The sequence below is a fragment of the Weeksella sp. HMSC059D05 genome, from assembly GCF_001809725.1.
Classification (GTDB): Bacteria; Bacteroidota; Bacteroidia; order Flavobacteriales; family Weeksellaceae; genus Weeksella; species Weeksella virosa.
The window spans coordinates 13,826-39,775 of record NZ_KV798548.1; the positions used below are offsets into that span (position 1 = coordinate 13,826).

The following is a 25,950-nucleotide window of genomic DNA, read 5'->3' on the forward strand; positions in this document are numbered from 1 at the left end:
AAAGTACTTACGAAGATTATGCCCAACACATTTGTTGTTAAATTACAGTCGCTATCGTGTAGTTTTCATTCGTCGATAATTTTCAACAAACGCTTTGTTGCACTAATAAAGAACCTCATCAGTTTTTCGAGTTATATAGGTTGTACCTATTTCGAAACAGTTTATCACAAAATCAATAAACCTACAATTATTAGGATAAAAAAATAGACATTATAAGGAACTGTGTCGTCTATTAAAACGAGTGCAAGATGTCATAAAAAAGATAGTTTAGATACAAAAAATGCGGTAGGATGGTATACTTTTTGTAATTTCGACAATAAATTTAATAAAAATAAATTAGACAATGGGATCTTATTATGTTTTGATTGGTATAATTGCTTTAGCAAGTATGCTGGTTAGTGGAAGATTAAAAAGTAAATTTGCGCATTATTCGAAAGTATTTTTAGCCAATGGAATGAGTGGTAAGGAAATTGCCGAAAAAATGTTAGCAGATAATGGTATCCACGATGTACGGGTAATTTCCACTCCAGGACAATTGACCGACCACTACAACCCAGCAAACAAAACCGTTAACTTATCAGACGTGGTTTATAACGAAAGGAATGCCGCTGCTGCAGCCGTTGCTGCTCACGAAGTGGGACACGCTGTGCAACATGCAAAAGGATATCAATGGCTAGAAATGCGCTCTAAGATGGTACCAGCCGTGAATTTAGCAAGCAGGTTAAATCAGTGGATTTTGATTTTAGGAATCACTGTTTTTATCAGCTCGCAAAATGCCACATTGCTTTGGATTGGTATTGCCTTATTTGCTGTAACAACTCTTTTTGCATTCATAACCCTTCCCGTAGAGTTTGATGCCTCTAAACGTGCTTTAGCATGGCTAGAAAGCTCACACTCACTACAAGCGAACGAACATGCCGGAGCCAAAGATGCACTAAAATGGGCTGCAATGACCTATGTGGTTGCTGCGATCGGTTCCCTTGCCCAACTATTGTATTTTGTTATGATGGCATTAGGCGGTAGGAAAGAATAAGTTTCATAAATCACATACAACAAAAAAAGGAGCAAAATTGCTCCTTTTTTATTTTGGTGTTTTAGTGTATTAATATTTTTTATCGTATAATTTATTATACAAGTCTTTATTTTTTTCCATAATAATTTTACGTTTCAGCTTTAGGGTTGGTGTCAACTCACCGGTTTCAATCGACCATTCATTCGAAGTCAACTCGAATTTCTTAACTTGCTCCCAATGACCTAATTGTCGATTCATTCGATCTACCTCTTTTTGGATTCTAGCTATTACCTCTGGCTTTTTTATCATCTCTTCATTCGAAAGGTCTTCTTTCAAGAATGATTTTAACTTTTCGAAAGATGGCTGAATCATTGCTGTTGGCATTTTTTCACCTTCTCCCACTACCATTATTTGCTCAATATAAGGTGATTGCTTAAAGAGATTTTCTATTTGCTGCGGTGCTATATATTTACCACCAGAAGTTTTGAACATTTCTTTCTTACGGTCGGTGATTTTTAGCAAACCATTTTCTAGCACTCCTATATCTCCGGTCTTGAAATATCCATCTGCAGTAAAAGCTTCGGACGTTTTTTCTGGATCGTTATAATATTCTTTAAATACATTTGGTCCTTTTACTAGAATTTCACCATCTTCACCAAATTTCACATCTATACCTTTCAGTACCGGACCGACGGTCCCTATACCAAAACTATTTTTTTTCATCATGTTTACAGAAATTACTGGTGAAGTTTCGGATAATCCATATCCTTCTAATACAGGAATTCCTGCTCCCCAGAAAATGCGGTTCAAATGAGCTGATAAAGGTGCACTACCAGAAACCAAACATACGACTTCACCTCCAACACCTTCGCGCCATTTGGTAAAAACCAACTTATCTGCAATTTTCATTTTCAGTTTTTGCATAAATCCGAGTTTTTCGAATGGTTGATATTCTTTCGCTAAACTCAAAGCCCACATGAAAATTTTGGTTTTCAACCCTCCCGCATTGGCTCCTGTTGTGTATATTTTGTCGTATACTTTTTCTACAACGCGTGGCACAACCGTAAATACATGAGGTTTTACTTCTTTCAAGTTGTCTCCTAACTTATCTATACTTTCTGCATAATAAATCCCAATTCCGCGAGATAGATATAAATAAACAATCATCCGCTCTAGAATATGGTTAATAGGTAAAAAACTTAATGCACGCGACGGAGAAGGCAAATTAGGGACAGCAGGTGTACTCATCAACACATTGCTTACGATGTTTTCATGCGATAGCACAACCCCCTTTGGTTTTCCTGTTGTTCCTGATGTATAAATTATGGTTGCAATGTCTTGTGCTTTTACAAGATTTTTCAAAGCTTCAACTTCAGATTGGGTAGAATCATCTGCACCTAAATCTAAAATCTCTTGCCAATTTGGCAATCCCGCCACATCATCAAAAAGATAAATACCTGTTAATGTTGGTACATTCTGTTTGGCTTGCAAAACCTTATCGTACAAATCTTTGTCGGATACGATACAGATTTTACATTCTGAATTTGATAAAACATATTCATAGTCCTTGGGAGACAAGGTAGGATAAAGTGGTACCGAAATGACTCCTACTTGCTGCATTCCCATGTCACAAATATTCCATTCTGTTCGGTTATTTGCCGTTACGATACCTATTTTATCTTGTGGCTTGATACCAAGTTTTAACAATCCTCGACTAAAAGTATTGGCTTTATTAACATATTCTTGAGTAGAGGTTTTTTTCCACTCCCCATTTACTTTGCTAACCAAGGAATCGGGTATAGGATTGTTTTCTAATTGATTGTATAAGAAATCAAATAATCTTGTGATTTTCATTTAGCTATATGTCTTAATACTTTAGAATCGCAAATTAACATTTTTTTTAATATTTCGGTATAAAAATAAATTTTTAGCACCAAAATCATCGAATTTATCGAAGATAAGATGGCTTATTCAAAATCGCCACTTTCTTCATAAAGTTCCATTTCTCGATCGAAAAATGTCAGTGCTTGCTCTAGTAATTCACCAACTTCTTGCTCGAATTCTTCATTATCATCTTCTTCATCCAAATCTTCTAAAAATTCCACATCATCGGTTTCTACATCCAATACAAAACGTGGAAATTCGGTATGAATGATAAAGATTTTATCTGGAAAATCTGAGTTGTCGGCTATTAAAAATTTTGGTAAATCCATGATATCTAATTTAAATTTATTTTTTTGGTTTTATGGCTATCGATCAGCTTTTTGGTTTGTTGATGGTATCGGAATAATAATTGTACTGCTGCAACTGTGAGACCTATTCCCAAGCCAATCCAAACGCCTAAAGCACGCATCTCAAAATATATAGCTAATATAGCACAAATTGGAATGGTAATCCCCCAATATGAAATAAAAGAAATTATAGAGGGTATTTTCACATCTCTCATCCCGCGTAAAGCTCCTAAAATAACAAGTTGCAATCCGTCTGAGAGTTGAAACAATGCACCTACAACTAAGAGTTTAGAAGCTAAGCTAATAACGTTTTCTTCGTTGGTATAAATTTCTGATAATGGTACTCGGAGTAAAATAAAAAATATACCACAAAAAGTCATAAAAGTTATAACCATCAAAATACAAGACCATCCTGCTTCTCGTAAGGTATGGTAATCTTTCAGTCCTAATTGATTGCCTATTCGCACAGTTGCAGCAACTCCGATTCCGGTACATAGCATAAAAGTTGTTGATACTAAATTTATCGAGATCTGATGAGCGGCCAAATTTATTTTTGCTAAATTGAAGTCTTCGGGCGTTCCCAAAAAAGTATATCCACACAAAAAAGAGGCAACTGCAAAAGCACTCACCTCGAAAAAGGAAGTTAACCCAGTCGGAATGCCAATTGAGTACAATTGTTTGAAATGGTGCTTAGAGAATTTCTTAAAATTGAGTTTTGATAAATAATGCTTTGTTTTTTGGAATCGTGATAATACCAATATCAATAATAACAGCATAAATATTCGAGAAAAGAACGTCCCCCATGCTGCACCTTCCACCTCGAGTCTTGGGAATCCCATGTTTCCGTATATCCAACCATAATTGAGAAAAACATTGAGAATATTTCCTAAAATTGTTGCAAATGTAATCGGAATTGTCAATGATAACCCCTCTGAAAATTGTCTGAAAGTTTGAAAAATCATCAAAGGTAGCATAGAATAGGTCATGATGGAAATATAAGGAATTGCAATCTCCACGACTTCTTGAGGTTGTTTCAATAAAAACATCAAGGGTTTGGCGAATATCAAAACAATAATCAATAAAACAGAAAGTGATATATTCAACACCAAGCTATGTACAAAATAACTTCTCACCTCTTTTTCTTCTTTTTGTGCATCTGCAGCAGCAATCAGTGGAGAAAGGGCAAAACTAAAACCAAATGCAAAAACAAGCATCATCATGAAAACTGAATTTCCTAAAGTTACAGCAGCCAAGGAAAGTTTAGACAAAGTAGGATTTATAACATGATCAAAATCAGTACCCAATTTTCCTACCATTACACTATCTACCACATTTACAAAGATTTGCCCTGCTTGAGTAATCATCACCGGGACTGCAAGTTGTATATTTCTACGAAAATGTTCTTTCAGTTTCATTGACCATTATTTAATGATTTGCAATTTCTGTAAAAATAGATTTCTTTTCATCAATAAATTGTAAATAAAAATTATTTTCTAAATTGCATGCTTAGAAAACTGCATCTTAATATAAAATTATTATGACAATAGAAGATTTCAAAAAACAACTCGATCTACCAATAATCGCATCACCTATGTTCTTGGTTTCTAATGCTAAACTTGTCATCGAAACATGCAAAAATGGGGTATGCGGAACTATTCCTTCTTTGAATGGAAGAACGGCAGAAGATTTCGAGAATATCTTGATAGAAATTACGGAAACACTAAAAAAACATGAAGAAGAAACCGGTAAAAAACCTGCTCCGTTCGGGGTTAACCTTATCGTAAACAAAACCAACCCACGACTAGAAACCGATCTGAAATTATGCATCAAATACCGCGTACCATTGATTATTACATCATTAGGAGCTGTAAAAGAAGTTGTAGACGCTGTCCATAGTTACGGAGGATTAGTATTTCATGATGTAATCAAGAAAAGACACGCAGAGAAGGCAGCAGAAGCAGGTGTTGATGCAATTATTGCAGTTTGCGCAGGCGCAGGCGGACATGCCGGGACAGCAAACCCTTTTGCTCTGATCGACGATATTCGTTCTTTTTATGATGGTCCACTTTTACTTGCAGGCGCAATAAATAACGGTGGCGATGTATTAGCTGCCCAAAACATGGGTGCAGATTTTGCTTATATGGGCACTCGTTTTATTGCTACCAAAGAAGCACAGGCAGATGAGGCTTATAAACAAATGCTAGTAGATTCGACATTCGAAGACATTGTATATACCGATGGTATTTCTGGTGTAAATGCTAACTTCCTAAAACCAAGCATTGTACAGTCTGGTATAGACTCTAATCAAAAAAAAGAAGAAGATTTTTCTGAGTTAGTAGGGCAAGAAGGTCACAAAGCATGGAAAGATATATGGTCTGCCGGACATGGTGTTTCTGGCATACATGATATTATAAGCACTGAGGACTTAATCAATCGTATAAAACAAGAATACAAGTCGCACTTACAAGCAAATCAAAAAATTCTAGACTCGTTGAAATTCTAAAACAATGCAAACCACTCAAGAACTCATCGATTTGCTTACACTCGAGACTGATAACAATACAGATTTTATTGGGAGGAATAATTACATAGGAAGCCGAACTGTTTATGGAGGTCAAGTTGTGGCACAAGCATTGAGTGCAGCATATAAGACTGTCCCGAAAGAACGTTTTTGTCATTCACTGCATAGTTATTTTTTGTTACCTGGTGACCTAAAAAAAGATATTCTATACCAAGTAACAAACCTTCGTGATGGCGGAAGCTTCACAACAAGGTCTGTTATTGCTAAGCAAGATAATCAAATAATTTTTATGATGGCTGCTTCATTTCAGCTGAAACAAGACGGTTACCATCATCAAATAGAAATGCCCAAAGTAAGGCTACCTGAAGAATTAATTAGTTGGGAAGACATAAAAAACAAGTTTGGAAATTTTTTACCCAACAGATTGTATACTTTTTTAGCTACTGAACGTCCTTTAGAGTTCAAACCCGTAGAATTTGACAATCCATTAAAAAGAGAAAATCAATCGAACAATTGGAATGTTTGGGTGAAATTTAAACATCCTGAGAAAGAATATTGTTTACCCATTCTACATCAACTTCTTGCCTATGCATCCGATTATAATATTTTGAGCACAGCTCTTCGTCCGCATGCTGAGAAAGCCCATTTTGGTAATACACAAATGGCAAGTATAGATCATTCGATTTGGTTTTTCAGAGAGCCAGACATTTCTGATTGGATCTTATTTTCAATGGATACACCTAACGCATCTGGTGCTAGAGGGTTTACAAGAGGGAATGTTTTCAACCGCAACGGAGATTTGATTGCCTCAATAACGCAAGAAGGATTGATTCGTCCCAAGACCTAATTCTCTAGATTACGCTCATCTATAACGTCCTTTTGCAGAAGTATTATTGTACTTTTCTCGAGGACGTTTTTTTAATTTTTCGCCAGACAACCCAAAAAAATATCAAAACAAGAATAGTTAATATAAAAGCAAAGGGAGCCCAAAAAAAAGCCAACAAACTAAGAACTGCTGAACTTGCTGTTTCGCCCGAATTAACCAAAAAATTTCCAGCACCTGCTGTTGTCGTTGTAGAGATTGCTCTCACTGTTGCCGTAGATGAACTTATTGCCGCTGCTGTTCCTCCACCTGCAATTATAGCTAAAGACCAGGTTGCCAACTCGTTCATTTCCCCCAGATTTACAGCTACCACCAAAATTCCGGCAAGTGTAGCCAAAGGAACACTTATGGTATCGAGAAAATTATCTACAACTGGTATATAATAAGCAAGAATTTCTACAATCATCGCTATCCCCAGGGTAATCATCGCTGGTATGCTACCCACCCATTTCCACTGCTCTGAAAGAGGGAGATAATCTGCCCCTAAATAAGCAGCAACACTAAGCACGAAAAGCGGTAAAAATACTCGAAAACCAGAAGCTGCTGCTAATCCTACACCTAAAAAAAGTGATAATAAAGTTGATATCATCATCGTAATGGTTGAGTTTTTATTTATTTTCTAAATGTATGAAAAAACCATTCATCTAAAAAGATAATCAAGTAAGAATGAATACTTATAAAGGATATGATTAATAAAAAAAACGTTTCTAGCTTGCTTCAAAAAATTGTATCTTTAGCGCATATTTATAAAAAATTCATTTCTTGATGTTAGTAATAGGAATTGCAGGAGGAACTGGTTCTGGAAAAACCACTGTTGTAAACAATATTTTAAAAAACTTAAACACCGAAAGTGTAATCGTAATTTCGCAAGACAATTATTACAGAAACAACGAGCATCTATCCTATGAAGAGAGATCAAAAGTTAACTTTGATCACCCCCGATCGATTGATTTCGAGTTATTGGTAGAACATGTAGAACAACTGAAGAATGGTCATGCGGTAGAACAACCTGTCTATTCGTTCATAACCCATTCTCGTACAGAAGATACCATTTTGACGCATCCTAAAGATGTAATAATTGTAGAAGGAATCTTGGTATTAACGGATCCTGCTCTTAGAGATCTTTTCGATGTGAAAATTTTTGTTCATGCAGATTCCGACGAGCGACTGATCAGAAGAATAAGACGTGATATACAAGAAAGAGGACGTGATTTGGAAGAGGTGTTGAGTCGATATCAAAAAACATTGAAGCCAATGCATCAACAATTCATCGAGCCAACTAAAAATTATGCCGATATAATCATCCCTAACATGAAAAAGAAAAATGAAGTTGCTATAACTTTATTATCTTCGGTAATCAAAGAGAAATTAAACTCAAAAACCAATGCATAATCAAGACCAAAAAAAATTTTATGAAGAAGCAGAGAAAACCAATAAAAAGTGGTATTCTTTTTTGCTAAATAAATACCTTATTGTAAGTGCAGTATTTATTGTTTGGATGATTTTTTTAGATCAAAACTCGGTCTTGGTTCATCTACAACGCTCGAAAGAAATAAAAACCCTCGAAGAAGACGAACAATATTACCTAGGGAAACTAAAAGAGGAATCTGAACGTCTGAACGACCTGAAAAACAATCCAGCAGAATTGGAGCGCATTGCACGCGAAAAACATTTCTTAAAAAGAAATAACGAAGATATTTTCATTATCCAAGAAGAACGAATAATTAAACAAGATTCTGTGAACAATGAAAAATAATATATTTGATAATTTTCCTACCATAAGCGATAAGGAATGGAAACTGCAAGTACAAGCCGAACTAAAGGGTTTGGATTATAACCAAACATTGGTTTGGGGAACACGTGATGACATAAATGTGAAGCCACTCTATACCAAAAACGACGTAGCGTACGAAAATTTGCAGCCCTTGCCACGTCAAGCAAAGGATTGGAAAATTATCGGTGAATACAATGGTAACCCTCGGCAGGATGATAGTTTTCTCTATGGTTTCACACTAACAACACAAGAAGCTTTCCAAGCCAAGCCTGCCGACTATCTCGATCTTTTTATACGATACAATGCAGAAGAAGAAACAGATTTGGAGCAATTATCTAACCTACCCAATCTCACTTACTTGGATTTTGATCCACTGGGTTATTTTGCACAAAACGGTCTATGGAACTTCAATTCTAGAGAAGAAATAATAAAGCATACTCAAGAAATTCTTCAACTAGACTCTCTAGAAAAAGCCATATCAATCCAGGCAGACATATATCAAAACGCTGGTGCAAACCATGTACAGCAATTGGCTTTGGCACTTTTACACGGAGTAGAATATTTGGAGCTTTTTGGGGAAGAAATTGCTTCTAAACTTTATTTTAAAATGGCGGTCGGTAGTAATTTCTTTTTTGAAATTGCTAAACTTCGTGCTTTTCGTTTCTTATGGCAACTTATTACCCAACAATATGGTTTAGATGATTATGCTTTTTTATTTGTCGAAAACTCACATCGCAACAAATCAAAACTAGACATCTACAACAATGTAATTCGTTCTACGATCGAGGCAAACTCTGCGATTTTAGGAGGCGCCGATGCAGTGTATATACACGCTTACGATTACCTAACAAACGACACTGCATTTGGACAAGAAATTGCTGCGAAACAACAATTATTACTAAAGAAAGAATCTTTTATGGATCAGTTTACAGATCCTGTAGCCGGAAGCTTCTACATAGAAAACCTCACCAATCAATTAGCAGAAAAAGCTTTAGAGCTTTTTAAAACCCTGCATAATAATGGAGGCTTTATTGCAGGATTAGAAAATAACAGTATACAGGATTTGGTTTATTCATCTGATAAAAAAGAAAAGAAAGATTTCTTCGATGGAAAGATTTCATTAATTGGTGTTAATAAATTTAGAAATCCGGATGAAAAAAAACCTACAGAAAGGAAAGAAAAAATTACCAAAGATGCTCTTTTTATTCCGATAGTCCCAACAAGATTAGCCGAAGAAGAAGAGCGAAAATAAAAGTAAAAGGAGGTGAACAAGACCATCTTAGATCCAGAATTCCAGCGATATTTAGCATCCATTCATCACGAGAATCATCAGAGAATATCGTTGAGCAAATCCCCATTCCCATCGATTTCTGCTGCCGAAATTGCACAACAATTGAAGGGACGACAGATTGCTCAAAAAAAATTCCCATTACTTTTTCATACACCAGGTATTTATTATCCTCCTACCATTAACCTAGAGCAAGCAAGTTCAGAAGCAACAGCGAACTATAAAGCATCCTTGGTAAAGGGAGAGAATATTATCGATTTGACGGCAGGTTTCGGAATGGATAGTTTAGCTTTTTCTTCTACATTTGAGAAAGTAATTCATGTAGAAAAAAATCAAAGTCTAAGTCAAATTGTTGCAAGCAACGCTCATACGCTAGAAGCAAATCTAGCATGTTTCGAAGGCGATTTTCAGACCTATTTTTCTCGCTTCCCACAACAGCAGTTCGACTGTATTTACCTTGATCCTGCTCGTAGAAACTCGATTGGTAGAAAGTTTATTTTAAAAGAATTAGAACCAAATATTTTAGACTATTTAAGTGATTTCTGGACAAGAACCAATCAGTTGATGGTGAAACTTTCACCATTACTCGACCTTTCTGCTACGATTATTCAGGTAGAACATATAAAAGAAATTCATTTAGTAGCCGTGAAAAATGAGATGAAAGAGTTATTGCTTTATCTCGACCGAAATACAAATCATAATAACCCAAAAATCGTTTGTGTTAACTTACAAACCAATCAAGAGAAGTTTTGCTATTGGTATGAAGAGGAGCCCAACACTCGAGTCCAATTATCTGAGGCGCAAAAATACCTTTACGAACCAAATGCAGCAATCATGAAAGCTGGTGCTTTTAAATTATTGAGTCAACGGTTTCCTATCTATAAATTACATCAAAATACTCATTTATATACTTCAGAAAAGATAATCGAAAACTTTCCGGGTAAAGTTTTCGAAATTATCAGAAAAATAGAAAATCCTAAAAAAGAAATTACTGGTCAGAAAGCCAATGTTCTGGTAAGGAATTATAATCAATCAATAGATAACCTAAAAAAGAAATTCAAAATAAAAGATGGCGGTGATCAAACCATAATTTTCTGTCAGACAGTAGAAGGGTTTGATGTTTTCTTAACAAAACGTGTAGAACAAAAGTAGCCTTTTTGGTAAATTATAGAACTCTTTGCTAATTTTGCAACAAATAAAAACCATTGAAACTCCAAAACAAACTCCAAAACTTTCTGTATAGTGAAGCATTATCCGACGGAGTAAAAACTTCATTCTGCATTCTCATACCGCCTATGGTATGTAGTTATTTTGGGCTGCTGTATTTGGGTGTTTCTATGAGTTTGGGGGTAATTCTTGTGCATATACCCGACATCCCAGGAACTTTTAGAGAAAGAAGAAATACACTCTTCATTACTTGTTTGCTTATTTTTTTCATAACTGCGGTAACCAAAAGCCTCAATATGTTGCCGATCATGATGGGGATTGCTTTGTGTCTAGTGTGTTTTTTGATGAGTATGTTGGCGGTTTTCGGACAAAGAGCAAGTTCTGTGGGGCAAGCTGCAATGATGGCAATGGTGCTCAACATGAATACATTTCGTGATTTAGGCTTTAACCCGATTGAATATGCATTGATAATTACCTCTGGAGCCCTTTGGTACACCACGGTTAGCTTACTGATTTCAAAATTCAGACCATACAGAATGGCGCAACAAATGCTATCAGAATGCATGCTACAAGTTGCTGATTATGTGAGAATAAAAGCATCTTTTTATGATGTTGATAGTGATTTAGACGAAAAAATAAACCTATTACTCCAAAAGCAAGTCGATGTAAATGATAAGCAAAACTTGGTGAGAGAATTGATATATGCCGACAAAAAATTGGTGAAAGATACCACCTCGATTGGTCGTTCTATTGTATTTATTTTTTCTGACATGAACGATCTTTTCGAGATTGTGAGCAGCTCGCACTACGATATGGTGAAAATGCGCAAAGACTATCATGATCAAAAGATCATGAAGATTATCTACAAAGCACTCAATAGAATCGCCAACGAATTAGACTATATTGCTTATTGTATCAATGCCAATAAATTACCGAAAGAACGCATCAACCTGGATAAAGAACTAGAGAAACTTAGCAACGAAATCGATGAACTACAAAAAGCAGGACACAATATTTATGTTTTTTCGAGAATTTATGTCAACCTAAAAAATGTAGTTTCTAAAGTGAAGTATATTTATCGATTCACGCGTTCGACAGAGTTCAATGAAAACAAAAAAAATCCCTTGGATCATTACGAGCAATTTCGTCCGAATCAAGATTTTCGTTTACGAAAATTACTCGACAATATTACGTTGAAATCTACGCATATGCGGCATGCACTTCGCCTAACAGTAGTGGTGTTAATTGGCTATTTAATTACTTTTACTTTACCTACTTCTACTCATACTTATTGGTTGATTATGACGATTATTGTGATCATGAAACCAGGTTTCAGCGTAACAAAAAAACGAAACTTTCAGCGAATAGAAGGTACAATTTTAGGAGGAATAATCGGAGTATTGATTATAATTTTAATCGATAACGAACTGATACTCTATATATTAATGATTGTTTTAATGCTACTCAACTACACATTTATTCGTCATAAATACGTAATTGGTACCATGTTCTTGACCTCCTATCTTATGTTGTCTTTTAGTTTGATTTCGGGTTTGAATTCGATTCTAATTATTCAAGAGCGTTTGATGGATACTTTTATCGGAGGATTTTTAGCATTCCTATCGAGCTATGTAATTTTACCAAATTGGGAAAGTGCCAATTTGCATCAGAATATCCGCAGTAATTTGATTGCCAATTACAATTTTTTATACTATATCTATGCGCGCTTACTAAAAAATGAAGTCAACGAAACGGATTATAAATTGGCAAGAAAAGAAGTTTTCATTAGAATGGCCGAAATTACGTCCACTTTCCAGAGGATGATTTCTGAGCCAAAAGGTAAACAAGTAATCGTAAAAGACCTCAACCAGTTTACCATACTCAACCACATGTTTACATCGTATGCAACCGGTATCAAATCTATTCTAAAACAAAATCATGGTTATGAGTTGACTGAAGACCAAATAAAAATTATCCGCAAAACATTGGCTCAAATCTTGCAAACAATTCGCCTGTTCGAGCCATACAACAACCAACTAAAATATTCTCAGATAGAAATAAACATTCCGCTGGTAGAAGAAATGAAAACAGATCAAGAATCGCAAGCGGTGAATGATCTTATCGAGAATATGTACGATATTAGTAATGATTATCATCGTATAACCAAACGAATTTTAGCGGCGAAATAAAATAGGTGATAATAATTTTGATTTACCTCTATAAAAAAAAGTGAAACCTTTCTTTTCCATCCTCCTAATTACCAAAGATAATTTCACCACGATTAGCATTTTAGATAAAAATATTTTAGACAGACGCCAGGCAATTCGATTGCCGCAAGATTTACCCTAGCGACCATAAAAGAATAAACTCTTAGGCAGCTTGCAATACCATCGCGAACAATTAAACTAAAACAGTAAAAAACTCGAAATCCGAAAGCCATAACCATTAAACTACATCTAATTACATAAAAATCAACAAAATAAAACACAGATTTAATGAAAAGATAGAATATAATTGATAATTGTATTCAAATATTCAGTATTTTTATAAGAAAAACTAGTCTATGAAAACTCAAAATATTATCACACTTACTTTATTTATACTGCTATTTACAAATTGTAAAAAAGAGTTACAAACAACTGCTAATGCAAGAGAAATGGAAGCGGTAATGCATAAATTCGATTCATTAGACGAAGATATCTTTAGTGAAAGTCATGGGAAATTAGGAGTCATTTTAAACATCAATCCTTTGGGAGTTTTTAAGACCCAAACGCATCAGTTCGAAGAAAAAACCTCAACCGCGGCCAAAGAACATCAAAAAACATTACAAGAATTTAGTCAAGAATATTCTCAGAAAGAAAAAATAAAATCAGTAGTTTCATCTTTTCTCGATCAACATAAAAAATCATACCTATTCATTCAAGATGATCATGAAACAGACCTCAACAATATTTCTGAAAAATATGCTGTCGATGATTTGTTGATTATTGACGTGACATCTGGTATTGCACAGACAAACAATCCTACAGAAAAAAACAACAATTCGGCCAAAGGAGGACAAACCTATATCGACGTAAAAGTTTTGGATGGAAAAACCCTCAAAGAAAAATACAAAGAAACTCTCAGTGGAACACAGTACTTAGACACTTCTGATTCTTCTCTTACAGAAAAAGAAAAAATCAAAAGAGCAATCAACAATTCGCTAGACCAAACCCTGAATAATATCAGTAATCCGTAGCAAAACAGCAACACTAAAGAATTCGGTTTGGTTTTTGCTCGTGTCGATGATTGTATAATTTATACTTCTTAAGTACCATGTGTATGACCTATAAACTATATCTTTTGCCACTTTTGCTTTCTGTCGGATTGCAAGCACAAGAATTAATCAATTCACAACTAAAAAAACCTGTGATTGCCGCAATAGAAAACAATTACGAACTGAAAAACAAACAGCTCGAGGTGCAAAAAAACGATTTTCAAATTCTCGAAACTAAAGGTATACTATCTCCACACGTTAATGCTTTGGGTGGGGCTGCTTATCTCAATGCTTCAGGTATCGTAGACGCTCCTACTCGTCATTTGAACATCATTAATACTGATCTTTTCGACAAAGACAAACGCTTCAATACCTCCAGCGGTCTTGCACACATTGGCGTTATGGGATCGCAAGTTATTTTTTCGGGTTTACAAGTAACCAATGGCATCAAAGCTTTAGAAGCTAAAAGTCTGGCACTAAAAGATTTAGCCGAATCTAGCAAAGAAGAAATTGCCAAAGAAGTATTGTCTACCTTTGATCAGCTAATGCTGCTAGAACAAGTAGATAAACTTATTGAAAACTCTCAGGAACGATTAGACAAAGAACGACTAAAAGTTCAACGAGCCATACAAAACGGACTGGCTATACCCTATGACCGAGAAAAAATAAAACTTGCTATGTTAGAGTTAGAGTCTAAAAAAGTCGAACTCAATGGTTCTAAACGACTACTGTATGATAAGCTCGAAATGTTAACACATCTTACCATAGACGAATTGCATACAATAGAATACCCCTTGCAAGAACTGTCTATTTTTCATCAAGAATACGATTTATCACAAAAAAAAGAACTCAGCGCTCTACAGCACTCCAAAAATGCAGTGGAGTTTTTGATAGAAAAAGAAAAAGGTGGCAAACTACCACAAGTTTTTGCCTTTGCTGGCGTTAATTACACCTCGCTGTTTGGGAATAAAACGGTGCTAAAAGACATTACTTCTTCTGGAGATTTGACGCTAAAGTTGAATCATTTTTCTTTGTTTCCTAACATTATGATTGGTATAGGTGCAAAATGGGATATTTTGGACGGAAATCAACACAAAAACAAAGTACAACAAGCAACAATCGATCTTCTATTGCAAGAAAACAAATACAAAGATGCCGAAGAAAAATTAAAGCTTTTACTCAAAAAAAATAAAGTAGATTACGAAACCTCAGTAGAAAAACTAAAGGTAAAAGAACAACAACAAGTCATTGCCAATCAGAATTTAGAAATTGCATCAAAAAAATTTCAGGTAGGTTTGATTGATGTAACGGAACGTTTGGCAGCCGAAAATGACTTTTATAAAGCAAATCTAAGTTATTATACACAATTGGTCGATCAACGTCAATATACCTACGATTTATTACAAACAGCAGGACAATTATTACATCAAATTTTAGACTAACTAGCATGAAATACAGAATACTTACCCCCTTATTTATCAGTGGATTATTATTTTCTTCAGCATGCAAATCAGACCATAAAAAAGCCAAAGAAGAGTATAATCTATTCCAAGGAAAAACCGAGCGAGACCAGATTTCGGTCGTAACAAAAGTTCCGGGAAAAGTAGAAAAAATTTTAGCCGAAGAAGGCGTGAGCTACAAAAAAGGTGATTTACTTTTCATCTTAGAAATCCCAGAAGTAGACGCCAAAAAAAGCCAAGCCGAAGGGGCTGTAAGTTCGGCACAAGCACAATATGAGATGGCCAAAAAAGGTGCAACTGATAATCAGATAAAACAATTGCGTGCTAAAGTTGCAGGTTTGAAAGAACAACACGACTTTGCCCAAAAATCGAATCAAAGGATGTACAATATGCTTCGTGATAGCCTTATTTCTCAACAAACTTATGACGAAGTGTATGCAAAATATCAAGGTGCAAAAAACCAATACTTGGCAGCACAAGCAGAATTGGCCGATGCCATCAATGGAGCACGTATAGAGCAGCAGCAAATGGCCCTAGGACAAAAAGAGAGAGCTTTAGGAGCTTTGCAAGAAGTAGATGTTGCTGAACAAGAGAAATATATCAGAGCGCCGCAAGATCTTACCATAGAAACGATCAACCTGAAAATAGGGGAATTGGCTTTGCCTGGTTATTCAATAGCGAATGGAATATTAGATTATACAACCTATTTCCGATTTACGATTCCTGAAAACAAAATAGGACAATTATCAAAAAATCAAATTGTTGTTGTAACAATTCCATATAAAAACAACCTAAAAATAAAATCAAAAATTGTGTCAATAAAAGCCCTCAGTGCATATGCAAATATATCGACAGCTTACCCAGACTTCGATCAGCAACAAACGCTATACGAGATAAAAGTCGTTCCTGTTAATCCTGCACAAGCGATGCAAATTCTTAGCAAAACTAATGTATTGTTGAATTTGAACGATCAATAAACTTATGAAAACTATTTTTCGTTTAATCCTTCGAGAATTCAAACTTTTTTTCACAGACCCTGTTCTGCCGATTCTTTTTTTAGGAGCACCTATAATGTATGGGATTTTGATTGGAAATGTGTATAAAAAAGGTAATGTTACCGATTTACCAATCATTGTTGTAGATGAAGACAATACAACGACAAGCCATCGAATTATCGAAATGCTAAATGAAAACGAATCGGTGAAAGTTGTCGAAGTCCTTCCTTCTGCTTTCAATACAAAAAATAGAGCACTCGAAATAGGATCGGATGTAGTAGTAATGATACCCAGAAATTTCCAGGCTGATTTACAACAAAAAAAACTTCCCGAAATTGTATATTTTGTCGATGGATCTAATACCTTGACCTCGAATACTGCAGCCATTGCTGTAACCACGGTGCTTTCTACCATGAAAGCTGGTATCACTATAGAAACCATGCGTAAACAAGGAGTGCCCGAATATCAGGCAATCCAAAGCTACGAGCCTTTCAAATCAACAATGATTAAACAAAATATCCGAAGCGGTAATTATCTCTACTTCATGTTGCCAGGGGTTTTGCTGACTGTTTTGCAACAGGTATTACTTTTAGGCTTAGCACTCACCTTTGCGGCTGAATTCGAACGTGGTACTTTTCCAGAACTTGTACAGCAATCATCCAATCCATTGACGCTAATTTTTGTTAAAACCTTCCCATATGTTTTTATGTCGGTTTTTATTTTCATCCTTTACTATTGGTATGGACTGTGGTATGATATGAAATTAGATACAAGTTTTTGGCCATTTTTTTGGAGTTCGGTTGTCTTTATTCTATCCGTTTGTTTCATGGGAATTTTAGTCAGTATCCTATTACCAAGCCAATTAAAAGCCACAGAGGTTTTGATGGTGGTAGCCACACCAAGCTTCATTCTCAGTGGTTTCACCTGGCCTATGAGCCAAATGCCGGGTTGGATTCAAGCGATTGCCGATACAATACCACTCACCCATTATCTAAAGATTTTCAGGATTCTGTTCATCAATAAAGGAGATATCAATCTAATTCATCCTCATATCCTAAATTTATCCATCATCGGAGGAATATGTTTTGTATTATCTTTGCTCATCCTAACCATTAAAATTCAGAAAGTAAAGAAATCTAGAAAAATCCAAGCAACAGAAGAAAACATCATCAAAGAATAATCTAACTAAAAATACATGAATTATTTATCGGTAGAAAATCTCACCAAATCATATGGCATTCGTACTTTATTTCAGAATGTAAATTTTCATGTTAACCAAGGAGATCAGATAGCTTTTGTAGCAAAGAACGGAAGTGGAAAATCTACTCTATTGAGAATTTTGGCGGGCAAAGACACGCCCGATTCCGGAGAAGTAAAGGTTGCTAAAGATGTGAAAATCTTAATGTTCGAACAGTCGGATGATTTTCAGGAAGATTTATTAGCCGAAGATTATATCTTCAATCACTCGAATGAAGTGTTGGATTTGGTTCATGACTACGAACGCCTTATCCAAAACAACCCATCTAGCCCAGAACTGATTACCCTTTTAGAGAAAATGGACTTGATGGACGCCTGGTCGGTAGAGCCAAAAGTGAAAGAAATCCTATCCAAACTAAAAATAGATTTTTTAGACCAAAAAATAGGTCAACTATCTGGTGGACAAAGAAAAAGAATTTCATTAGCTAAATTTCTTATCGACCTTAGTTTCGAGAGCGGTTATATTTTATTAATTTTAGATGAACCAACCAACCATCTCGATATCGAGATGGTAGAATGGTTAGAATATTTCTTGAATAAAGAAAACAAAACCCTTATTTTGGTTACACACGATCGTTATTTTCTAGATGCCGTCTGCACCAGAATTCTCGAGTTAGAAAATAAAACCATCTATGTACACCAAGGGAATTACGAAACCTATATCCAAAACAAAGCTCACCGAATAGAAAATCTTAATGCGAATATCGATAAAGCTAAAAATCTGTACCGCAAAGAGCTAGAGTGGATGAGAAGACAACCAAAAGCCCGAACCTCCAAATCGAAAAGTAGAATAGATTCTTTCTATGATACCGAATCGATAGCAAAACAAAAAATCGTGAGCCAAGAACTGAAACTAGAAATGGTAATGACACGATTAGGACAGAAAATCGTAGAAATGGAAAAAGTTTCGAAAGCTTTCGGAGATAAAAAAATACTCGATAATTTCTCCTATATTTTTGCTCGTGGTAGCAAAATAGGATTGGTAGGAAAAAACGGTGTCGGGAAAACTACCTTTATCAAAATACTCGAGGGAACTGAAGCTATAGACACTGGAAGTATCGAACGAGGAGAAACCTTAAAAATTGGCCACTTTAAGCAAGACGGAATCGATTTTGATCCCGAGCAGCGCGTTATCGAATTTATAAAAGACATTGCAGATTTCTTCCCGCTTGCCAACGGAAAACAAATGAGAGCCGAACAATTCTTAGAAATGTTTCTTTTCTCACCCGAACAACAACATACACAAATTGGCAAACTTAGCGGTGGAGAAAAAAAACGTTTACAATTATTGGCAATTCTCTACCCTAATCCGAATTTTTTAATCTTAGATGAGCCAACTAACGACCTAGATTTACCAACCTTAACAGTTTTAGAAAATTTCTTACACGATTTCCAAGGTAGTTTGTTAGTGGTTTCTCACGACCGCTATTTCATGGATAAAGTAGTAGATGAACTAATGATTTTCGAGGGAGAAGGAAAAATTAGTCGTTATATGGGTAATTATACCGAATATTTTATCGAAAACAGAGCAAAACTTAGCGCTCAAACGGTGGAGAAAGAGACAAAAGAAAGCAAACCCAAAACCGAAGAAAAGATTGCTACAGACAAGCCACGTAAATTATCCTATAAAGAACAACGCGAACTAGAAGAGATCAATGCAAGTCTACCTTTTTTAGAAGAACAGAAAGAAAAGCTCGCCAATCAACTATCTACTCCAGATTTAACCTATGAAGAAATAACTAGAATCAGTAATGAATTAGAAAAAATCATCCAAGAAATCGACGAAAAAGAAATGCGTTGGCTAGAGCTAAACTAATGAATTACTGTACAGGTATCATATGAAAAAATTATAGTGCAAAATATTTTATAGTAACACCCTAGTCGATTTACAAAAATTACTATTCTTGGCTTTGCTTTTCTACGTAAATGGCATAAAAATTTTTAACAAAATTATTTTCATATAATTACCTACTCAGTAAACATCCATCGAGACAGTTTACTAAGCCAAAACAATTCTAGATAAGAACATTAAGCCATATTACAGAAGAAAAATAAATTACATTTTTTTATTAATTATCCAAAAAATAATCATACTTTTGCACCTCAATACATAATAATCATTTAAATAATATTGGAATGTATCTAACAAAAGAAGTAAAAAGCGAAATTTTCGCAAAACATGGAAAATCTGCTCAAGACACCGGATCACCAGAAGGTCAGATTGCATTATTCACGTACAGAATTAACCACCTGACTCAACACTTGAAAAAAAATCATAAAGATTACAATACAGAGAGATCTTTGGTGAAATTAGTAGGAAAACGTAAAGCTTTATTGGATTATTTGAAGAAAACGGAAATTGAACGTTACCGTAATATTATTGCCGAATTAGGAATTCGTAAATAATAATCTATCCAAAAACAAGAAAAGGCAATTTTTTAATTGCCTTTTTTCTTTTTACAAGAACAATATTACAAAAGAAAGTAATACATTTATAACCATATATTTTTTTATGTTAAGGCACACGGTCTTAACAATTAGACGAATTAAAAATTTTTAACAAACGAATGATTCCAAAAGCAATCACCGAGACAATCACTCTTCAAGACGGAAGAGAAATCTCAATCGAAACCGGTAAATACGCAAAACAAGCTGACGGGTCTGTCATTGTTCGCATGGGCGACACCATGTTATTAGCAACAGTGGTAGCCAATAAAGAGGCCAATGAAGGAGTAGATTTTCTACCACTTACCGTTGATTACCGAGAAAAATTCTATGCCGGTGGCCGAATCCCAGGAAACTTTTTTCGTAGAGAAGCAAAACCATCGGATGATGAGGTACTCACTATGCGTTTAGTAGACCGCGTATTACGACCAATGTTCCCTGAAGATTTCCACGCAGAGGTACAAGTCATGATTTCGCTTATCTCATACGACGAAAAAGTAATGCCAGAAGCTTTGGCTGGTTTAGCTGCATCTGCAGCAATTGCCATTACAGATATACCTTTCACGTTGATCTCAGAAGCTCGAGTGATCCGTCTCAACGGAGAGTTGATGATTAACCCATCTAGAGAACAATTAGAACAAGCCGATATCGATATCATGGTTGGAGCTTCTAAAGAATCTGTTGTAATGGTAGAAGGTGAAATGGAAGAAATTTCTGAAAGAGAAATGCTAGATGCCATCCAATTCGCTCACGAAGAAATCAAAAAACAAATCGAAGCCCAAGAAAGATTAGCCGAAAAAGTAGGAAAATCTTTTCCTAAAAGAGAATATTCTCACGAAAATCACGATGAAGAAATCCGTGAAAAAGTATGGAATTTTGGCTATCAAAAATACTATGATATCGCAAAACATCCTTCTGATAAACATGAAAGAAACGACAAATTCGAAGCAATTGTTGAAGAATTTTTAGCTCAATATGAGGAGGATGAAGAAGAGTTGGCCCGTGTTACACCATTTGTTAAGACATACTTCCACGATGTACAGAAAGAAGCTGTAAGACAATTAATCCTAGAAGAAGGAATCCGTTTAGACGGTCGTGATCCAAAAACCATCCGTCCAATCTGGACAGAGGTTGACATCTTACCAGGTGCCCATGGTTCTTCTGTTTTCACCAGAGGAGAAACTCAAGCATTAGCAGCCCTCACCTTAGGATCGTCGCGTGATGCCAATTTAGTAGACGGTGTTGTTCTAAACCATGAAGAACGCTTCTTTTTACACTACAACTTCCCTCCTTTCTCAACCGGTGAAGCACGTCCATTACGCGGAACATCTCGTCGAGAGATAGGTCACGGAAATTTAGCCCAACGTGCATTAACCAAGATGATTCCAGAAGATAATCCTTATGTAATTCGTTTGGTTTCTGAAGTTTTAGAATCAAACGGTTCATCTTCTATGGCTACAGTTTGTGCAGGAACTTTAGCATTGATGGATGCGGGAATCCCTATCAAAAAACCGGTATCGGGGATTGCAATGGGATTAATCACCGATACCAAATCTGGAAAATGGACTGTTCTTTCTGATATTTTAGGAGATGAAGATCATTTGGGTGATATGGACTTTAAAGTAACCGGGACAAAAGACGGAATCACTGCATGCCAGATGGATATTAAAGTCCAAGGTTTATCGATGGAAATCATGGAAAAAGCCTTGGAGCAAGCTCGCGAAGGACGTTTGCATATCCTTGATAAGTTGACTGAAACGTTAGCTACTCCACGTCCGAACCTAAAACCAAATGCCCCGAAGATTGCTTTAATGGAAATTCCGAAAGAATTCATTGGTGCCGTCATAGGTCCTGGAGGTAAAATCATCCAAGAATTGCAAAAAGAAACAGATACTGTAATTGTTCTTACAGAAGAAGAAAACTTTGGACGTGTAGAAATCAATGGAGTAAACCAAGAAAAAATTGACCAAGTTATTGCACGTATCAAGCAAATTGCTTTCGTACCAGAAGTTGGTGCAACATACGATGCAGTTGTAAAATCGATTAAACCATTTGGTGCTTTCGTTGAGATTTCTAAGGGTATTGAAGGCTTAGTTCATATTTCGGAAATCGAGCATAAACGTCTAGAAAAAGTAGAAGACGCATTAGGAATAAACGATAAAATTCAGGTGAAATTTTTAGGATATGATGATAAAAAGAAAATGAAATTATCTCGTAAAGCTTTATTACCAAAGCCTGAACGTACAGAAAAACCGAAAAGAAATGATCATCAATCTCCTAACGAATAATCGATAACATAAACAAAACATAGTGAAACCTCTCTTTTTTTAGAGAGGTTTTTTTTTAGTATACTTCTCAAGCAAAATGTAATGATAGAATTTTTCTATACTCCGAAGTCTGAATAATATTTTTATAACTGCTCGATACAATGAATAATGTTAAATCCAAAAAATAAAAAACGTCTTGCTATAAACAAGACGTTTTTTTATTACCTTAAAAAAAATCAGTACTTTTCTGACTCTATGGGTGTATAGTCTGACTTCATTTCAGCTTCATAATCTATTTTCTTGCCTTTGAAAATTCTGTTCATTACGCTATCAAAAAGAGAATAAACTACCGGAACCACAACAAGGGTCAGAAACAAAGAAGATATCAAACCACCAATAATTACCCATGCAAGACCGTTATTCATTTCGGCTGCAGCACCTTTTGCCAAGGCAATCGGCAACATACCAAAAACCATTGCAATGGTAGTCATCATAATGGGACGTAATCTTGCATGATTGGCGTCTATTAATGCTTGGTAGGTAGTTTCTCCTTCTGCAATCCTACTGTTTGTAAAGTCTACTAAAAGAATAGCATTTTTCGCTACCAATCCGATTAGCATAATGATTCCTAGAATGGTAAAAATATTCAAAGAATTTCCTGTCATGGCCAAGATCAACAAAGCCCCTATCAAAGAAAGCGGAACAGAAAATAGAACCACAAACGGATGAACAAAACTATCGTAAAGCGTAACCATTAATAAATAAACCAAAATTACCGAAGCAGCTAATGCAATCAACATAGTACCGAAACCTTCCTCTTGGTTTTCCATATCGCCAGACCAAATATATTTCATACCAACAGGTTTCTTTTCTGCATCAAACTGTGTTTGCCATTGAGCAGCAACATCACCAACCGGTCTTCCTACAACTTGTGCTTGTACTTTTACAGAAGGTGCTTTGTCTCGACGCTCTAAGAAACTTGGACCAGAACTCATCTCAACATTGGCAAATTGGGTTAATCGAATGTTATGTCCTTGTGGATTGGTAAAAGTCATGTTTCGTACATCGTCTATGGTTCGTCGATCGAAATCATTAAATTGGATATTGATATCATATTCGTACTCACCATCTCGAAATTTGCCATCTCTATTACCTGAAAAAGCTGTCTGCATGGTCTGTCCAACCGTAGCAAGATTCAGTCCTAAAGCAGCCATTTTATCGCGATCTACCTGAACATTGATCTCGGGACTTCCGTCTTCTGAAGATAATTTTACATCGATTGCACCTGGAATTTTTTGCAACATCGTTTTCAATTTATCTGCTTGTTTATATACTTGCTCTATATCATTTCCTGTTACCACCAATTCTAATGGTGCATTTTGTGCCCCCATTATGCCGACCGGAATTGATTTGAATTCTACACCTACAAAATTTTCTTGTAATTCTCTTTTCATTTTTGCAGCAAAAACATCTGTACTTTCTGATCGTTCTGATTTATCGGTTAGGATAATCTGGATTTCTGCCTGATATGCTGTCGCTTGCGATGCTCCAAACCCTGTAGACATTTGCCCGACGGTTGTAATCATATCCACAATTTCTTTTTTATTTTGGATATAACGCTCAACTTCGATTACTTTTTGGTTGGTCTGCTCTAAGGATTGATCTTTAGGTAGCTCTATTTGTATCAAGAATTGGCCGCGATCGGTTTTTGGCATAAATTCGCTCCCGATGAAACCAAATATTACCAACAAAAATGAGGAGAAAAATAAGACAATAGCAATGGCTACTGTCAATATCTTGTGAGATCTTGATTGTAAACACCAACGTAATAAATCAGAAATCCAATGAGTAAAGGCGTCCAATTGATGTTCGAACCAAAGTATAAATTTTTCGAATATATTTTTTCCTGTTAACTTTGTTAATTTACCGAATCGAGATGATAACCAAGGAATTATAGTAAAGGAAGAAAGCAACGAAAACAATGTGGCTATAACAACGGTAAGACAAAATTGAGCTAAAATTTTAGCTGCCAAGCCAGAACTCAAAGCAATTGGTAAGAATACTACCACGATAACTAGTGTAATGGCGGTTACAGTAAACCCAATTTCTTTTGACCCATCATAGGCGGCGCGAATTCGGGATTTTCCCATCTCCATGTGTCGGTATATATTCTCGAGCACAACAATTGCATCGTCTACCAAAATACCTACCACAAGCGACAACCCTAGCAAGGTCATCAGGTTGAGTGTGTAGCCCAAAAGTTCCATACCGATGAAAGATGAAATCAACGAAACAGGAATCGCTACCATGACAATAAATGCATTGCGAAGGCTGTGCAAGAAAAGTAGCATTACCACTGCAACAAGAAAAATCGCCATTCCTAAATCGAACAAAACACTATTGGCTGCTTCTAAGGTAAAGGTTGATGTATCGTTTACAATGTTTAGCTGTAGACCTTCGTTTTTGTATTCTTCCATAATTTCGTACATCTGCTTACGTACCAATTCTGATACCTCTACCGCATTGGCATCTGATTGTTTTTTTACCTGTAAGAAAATGGTAGGATGTTGATTAAAACGAGCGACTTTTTCTATTTCTTTTTGAGCATCGTAAACAGTTGCAATATCGGATAACCTAATCTGAATTCCATTGCTCGATGCAATAACCAAATTACTTAATTCGTTCACTGATTGATATTTACCCGATAAACGAATCGTAGAGGTCAATTTATCTGTTTTCACCTTTCCGGTCGGGAAGTCTAGATTCGAAGACAATATGGCTTGTTGTACTTGAGGAACAGACACGCCATAACCTTCTAGTTTTTTAGCATCTAACCGAACTTGGATTTCTCTTTCTTGCCCTCCGACCAACGTAACTTCTGCCACTCCATTTACCCGAGAAAGAATCGGCTCTACTTTTTTGTCCAACAAATCGTAGAGTTGGGTATCGTTGAGATTGGCCATTCCACTCATGGTAATAATTGGCAAATCGTCTAACGAAAATTTATTAAGCGACGGCGGGTCTATATCCTCGGGTAAATCTGCTAAAATGGCATTTACTTTCCGTTGTGCATCATTGAGTGCATAATCGGTATCAGCGCCATCATTCAGCTGAATCATTACCACCGAAAGACTTTCATACGACATCGACTCTAGTTTTTTGATGTTCTCTAATGAACCAATGGCGTCTTCTACTTTTCTAGTAACCGAATTTTCTACCTCGTTTGGTGATGCTCCTGGATAAACCGTAGAAATGGTTATGACATTGACATCAAATTTCGGAATCAATTCGTACCCCATCATGTTATAACTCAAAATTCCACCTAAGGTTAACAAGGTGAAAAGTACGATAACGAGTGATGGTCTTTTTATAGATAGTTCTGCTATTTTCATAT

20 protein-coding genes are annotated in these 25,950 nt (G+C 35.8%); 15 read left to right on the forward strand and 5 right to left on the reverse strand.

Translation table 11 applies throughout. The features are described 5' to 3' along the window. Window positions 1–343 precede the first annotated feature (343 nt). Window positions 344–1,033, forward strand: a complete 690-nt coding sequence (locus HMPREF2660_RS08210) for a zinc metallopeptidase (RefSeq protein ID WP_013598899.1) — start codon at window positions 344–346, stop codon at window positions 1,031–1,033. A 69-nt stretch (window positions 1,034–1,102) separates the two neighbouring features. Here HMPREF2660_RS08210 and HMPREF2660_RS08215 read toward each other — a convergent pair whose 3' ends face one another. From HMPREF2660_RS08215 to HMPREF2660_RS08225, 3 genes are all read right to left on the reverse strand, one after another. Next, window positions 1,103–2,866, reverse strand: coding sequence for an AMP-dependent synthetase/ligase (locus tag HMPREF2660_RS08215; protein ID WP_070486640.1), 1,764 nt, complete (start codon window positions 2,864–2,866; stop codon window positions 1,103–1,105). Window positions 2,867–2,979: 113 nt separating this feature from the next. Further along, on the reverse strand, window positions 2,980–3,225 hold the full coding sequence (locus tag HMPREF2660_RS08220) for a hypothetical protein (protein WP_013598897.1): 246 nt from the start codon (window positions 3,223–3,225) through the stop codon (window positions 2,980–2,982). Between the two features lie 5 nt (window positions 3,226–3,230). After that, window positions 3,231–4,658, reverse strand: a complete 1,428-nt coding sequence (locus HMPREF2660_RS08225) for an MATE family efflux transporter (RefSeq protein ID WP_070486642.1) — start codon at window positions 4,656–4,658, stop codon at window positions 3,231–3,233. A 122-nt stretch (window positions 4,659–4,780) separates the two neighbouring features. On the opposite strand from HMPREF2660_RS08225, the gene HMPREF2660_RS08230 reads away from it, so the two are divergent. Together HMPREF2660_RS08230 and HMPREF2660_RS08235 are read left to right on the forward strand one after the other, a co-directional pair. Continuing rightward, window positions 4,781–5,746, forward strand: a complete 966-nt coding sequence (locus HMPREF2660_RS08230) for an NAD(P)H-dependent flavin oxidoreductase (protein WP_070486644.1) — start codon at window positions 4,781–4,783, stop codon at window positions 5,744–5,746. A 4-nt stretch (window positions 5,747–5,750) separates the two neighbouring features. Then, the gene (locus HMPREF2660_RS08235) at window positions 5,751–6,611 is read left to right on the forward strand and encodes an acyl-CoA thioesterase (protein ID WP_013598894.1); all 861 of its coding nucleotides are present in this window, start codon (window positions 5,751–5,753) and stop codon (window positions 6,609–6,611) included. Window positions 6,612–6,654: 43 nt separating this feature from the next. Here HMPREF2660_RS08235 and HMPREF2660_RS08240 read toward each other — a convergent pair whose 3' ends face one another. Further along, the gene (locus HMPREF2660_RS08240) at window positions 6,655–7,239 is read right to left on the reverse strand and encodes a DUF4126 domain-containing protein (RefSeq protein WP_070486646.1); all 585 of its coding nucleotides are present in this window, start codon (window positions 7,237–7,239) and stop codon (window positions 6,655–6,657) included. 173 nt (window positions 7,240–7,412) lie between these two features. On the opposite strand from HMPREF2660_RS08240, the gene udk reads away from it, so the two are divergent. The 12 genes from udk to HMPREF2660_RS08300 all read left to right on the forward strand — a co-directional run bounded on the left by udk (window position 7,413) and on the right by HMPREF2660_RS08300 (window position 22,577). Beyond that, window positions 7,413–8,039 (forward strand): uridine kinase, encoded by a 627-nt coding sequence (udk, locus tag HMPREF2660_RS08245; protein ID WP_070486648.1) that lies wholly within the window; start codon window positions 7,413–7,415, stop codon window positions 8,037–8,039. Next, entirely contained in the window at window positions 8,032–8,403 is a 372-nt protein-coding gene (locus HMPREF2660_RS08250) for an FtsB family cell division protein (RefSeq protein WP_070486650.1), read from the forward strand. The genes udk and HMPREF2660_RS08250 overlap by 8 nt, the downstream gene beginning before the upstream one ends. Beyond that, complete coding sequence (locus tag HMPREF2660_RS08255; RefSeq protein WP_070486652.1) at window positions 8,393–9,673, forward strand: methylmalonyl-CoA mutase family protein; 1,281 nt, start codon at window positions 8,393–8,395, stop codon at window positions 9,671–9,673. Before HMPREF2660_RS08250 ends, HMPREF2660_RS08255 begins: the two co-directional genes overlap by 11 nt. Before the next feature lie 12 nt (window positions 9,674–9,685). Continuing rightward, the gene (locus tag HMPREF2660_RS08260) at window positions 9,686–10,861 is read left to right on the forward strand and encodes a THUMP-like domain-containing protein (protein ID WP_070486654.1); all 1,176 of its coding nucleotides are present in this window, start codon (window positions 9,686–9,688) and stop codon (window positions 10,859–10,861) included. A gap of 53 nt (window positions 10,862–10,914) precedes the next feature. Continuing rightward, a complete protein-coding gene (locus HMPREF2660_RS08265) occupies window positions 10,915–13,065 on the forward strand; it encodes an FUSC family protein (RefSeq protein ID WP_070486656.1) in 2,151 nt (716 codons plus the stop codon). A 374-nt stretch (window positions 13,066–13,439) separates the two neighbouring features. Then, window positions 13,440–14,114, forward strand: a complete 675-nt coding sequence (locus tag HMPREF2660_RS08270) for a hypothetical protein (protein WP_070486657.1) — start codon at window positions 13,440–13,442, stop codon at window positions 14,112–14,114. 83 nt (window positions 14,115–14,197) lie between these two features. After that, window positions 14,198–15,574, forward strand: a complete 1,377-nt coding sequence (locus tag HMPREF2660_RS08275) for a TolC family protein (RefSeq protein WP_070486659.1) — start codon at window positions 14,198–14,200, stop codon at window positions 15,572–15,574. A gap of 5 nt (window positions 15,575–15,579) precedes the next feature. Next, window positions 15,580–16,569 (forward strand): HlyD family secretion protein, encoded by a 990-nt coding sequence (locus HMPREF2660_RS08280; protein ID WP_070486661.1) that lies wholly within the window; start codon window positions 15,580–15,582, stop codon window positions 16,567–16,569. A 4-nt stretch (window positions 16,570–16,573) separates the two neighbouring features. Beyond that, on the forward strand, window positions 16,574–17,767 hold the full coding sequence (locus HMPREF2660_RS08285; RefSeq protein ID WP_070486663.1) for an ABC transporter permease: 1,194 nt from the start codon (window positions 16,574–16,576) through the stop codon (window positions 17,765–17,767). Between the two features lie 15 nt (window positions 17,768–17,782). Further along, window positions 17,783–19,660 (forward strand): ABC-F family ATP-binding cassette domain-containing protein, encoded by a 1,878-nt coding sequence (locus HMPREF2660_RS08290; protein ID WP_013598883.1) that lies wholly within the window; start codon window positions 17,783–17,785, stop codon window positions 19,658–19,660. Window positions 19,661–19,980: 320 nt separating this feature from the next. Next, complete coding sequence (rpsO, locus tag HMPREF2660_RS08295) at window positions 19,981–20,250, forward strand: 30S ribosomal protein S15 (RefSeq protein WP_013598882.1); 270 nt, start codon at window positions 19,981–19,983, stop codon at window positions 20,248–20,250. A gap of 161 nt (window positions 20,251–20,411) precedes the next feature. Next, window positions 20,412–22,577: a polyribonucleotide nucleotidyltransferase gene (locus HMPREF2660_RS08300; RefSeq protein WP_013598881.1), complete on the forward strand. Its 2,166-nt coding sequence runs from the start codon at window positions 20,412–20,414 to the stop codon at window positions 22,575–22,577. A gap of 215 nt (window positions 22,578–22,792) precedes the next feature. Here the strand turns inward: HMPREF2660_RS08300 and HMPREF2660_RS08305 are convergent, their stop codons facing one another. Beyond that, complete coding sequence (locus tag HMPREF2660_RS08305; RefSeq protein ID WP_070486664.1) at window positions 22,793–25,948, reverse strand: efflux RND transporter permease subunit; 3,156 nt, start codon at window positions 25,946–25,948, stop codon at window positions 22,793–22,795. Window positions 25,949–25,950: the final 2 nt, after the last annotated feature.

What these genes read in the sequence shown, in the direction of transcription:
- HMPREF2660_RS08210 (WP_013598899.1), top strand. Translation starts at nt 344, where the DNA reads ATGGGATCTTATTATGTTTTGATTGGTATAATTGCTTTAGCAAGTATG.
- HMPREF2660_RS08215 (WP_070486640.1), bottom strand. Translation starts at nt 2,866, where the DNA reads ATGAAAATCACAAGATTATTTGATTTCTTATACAATCAATTAGAAAAC.
- HMPREF2660_RS08220 (WP_013598897.1), bottom strand. Translation starts at nt 3,225, where the DNA reads ATGGATTTACCAAAATTTTTAATAGCCGACAACTCAGATTTTCCAGAT.
- HMPREF2660_RS08225 (WP_070486642.1), bottom strand. Translation starts at nt 4,658, where the DNA reads ATGAAACTGAAAGAACATTTTCGTAGAAATATACAACTTGCAGTCCCG.
- HMPREF2660_RS08230 (WP_070486644.1), top strand. Translation starts at nt 4,781, where the DNA reads ATGACAATAGAAGATTTCAAAAAACAACTCGATCTACCAATAATCGCA.
- HMPREF2660_RS08235 (WP_013598894.1), top strand. Translation starts at nt 5,751, where the DNA reads ATGCAAACCACTCAAGAACTCATCGATTTGCTTACACTCGAGACTGAT.
- HMPREF2660_RS08240 (WP_070486646.1), bottom strand. Translation starts at nt 7,239, where the DNA reads ATGATGATATCAACTTTATTATCACTTTTTTTAGGTGTAGGATTAGCA.
- udk (WP_070486648.1), top strand. Translation starts at nt 7,413, where the DNA reads ATGTTAGTAATAGGAATTGCAGGAGGAACTGGTTCTGGAAAAACCACT.
- HMPREF2660_RS08250 (WP_070486650.1), top strand. Translation starts at nt 8,032, where the DNA reads ATGCATAATCAAGACCAAAAAAAATTTTATGAAGAAGCAGAGAAAACC.
- HMPREF2660_RS08255 (WP_070486652.1), top strand. Translation starts at nt 8,393, where the DNA reads ATGAAAAATAATATATTTGATAATTTTCCTACCATAAGCGATAAGGAA.
- HMPREF2660_RS08270 (WP_070486657.1), top strand. Translation starts at nt 13,440, where the DNA reads ATGAAAACTCAAAATATTATCACACTTACTTTATTTATACTGCTATTT.
- HMPREF2660_RS08275 (WP_070486659.1), top strand. Translation starts at nt 14,198, where the DNA reads ATGACCTATAAACTATATCTTTTGCCACTTTTGCTTTCTGTCGGATTG.
- HMPREF2660_RS08280 (WP_070486661.1), top strand. Translation starts at nt 15,580, where the DNA reads ATGAAATACAGAATACTTACCCCCTTATTTATCAGTGGATTATTATTT.
- HMPREF2660_RS08285 (WP_070486663.1), top strand. Translation starts at nt 16,574, where the DNA reads ATGAAAACTATTTTTCGTTTAATCCTTCGAGAATTCAAACTTTTTTTC.
- HMPREF2660_RS08290 (WP_013598883.1), top strand. Translation starts at nt 17,783, where the DNA reads ATGAATTATTTATCGGTAGAAAATCTCACCAAATCATATGGCATTCGT.
- rpsO (WP_013598882.1), top strand. Translation starts at nt 19,981, where the DNA reads ATGTATCTAACAAAAGAAGTAAAAAGCGAAATTTTCGCAAAACATGGA.
- HMPREF2660_RS08300 (WP_013598881.1), top strand. Translation starts at nt 20,412, where the DNA reads ATGATTCCAAAAGCAATCACCGAGACAATCACTCTTCAAGACGGAAGA.
- HMPREF2660_RS08305 (WP_070486664.1), bottom strand. Translation starts at nt 25,948, where the DNA reads ATGAAAATAGCAGAACTATCTATAAAAAGACCATCACTCGTTATCGTA.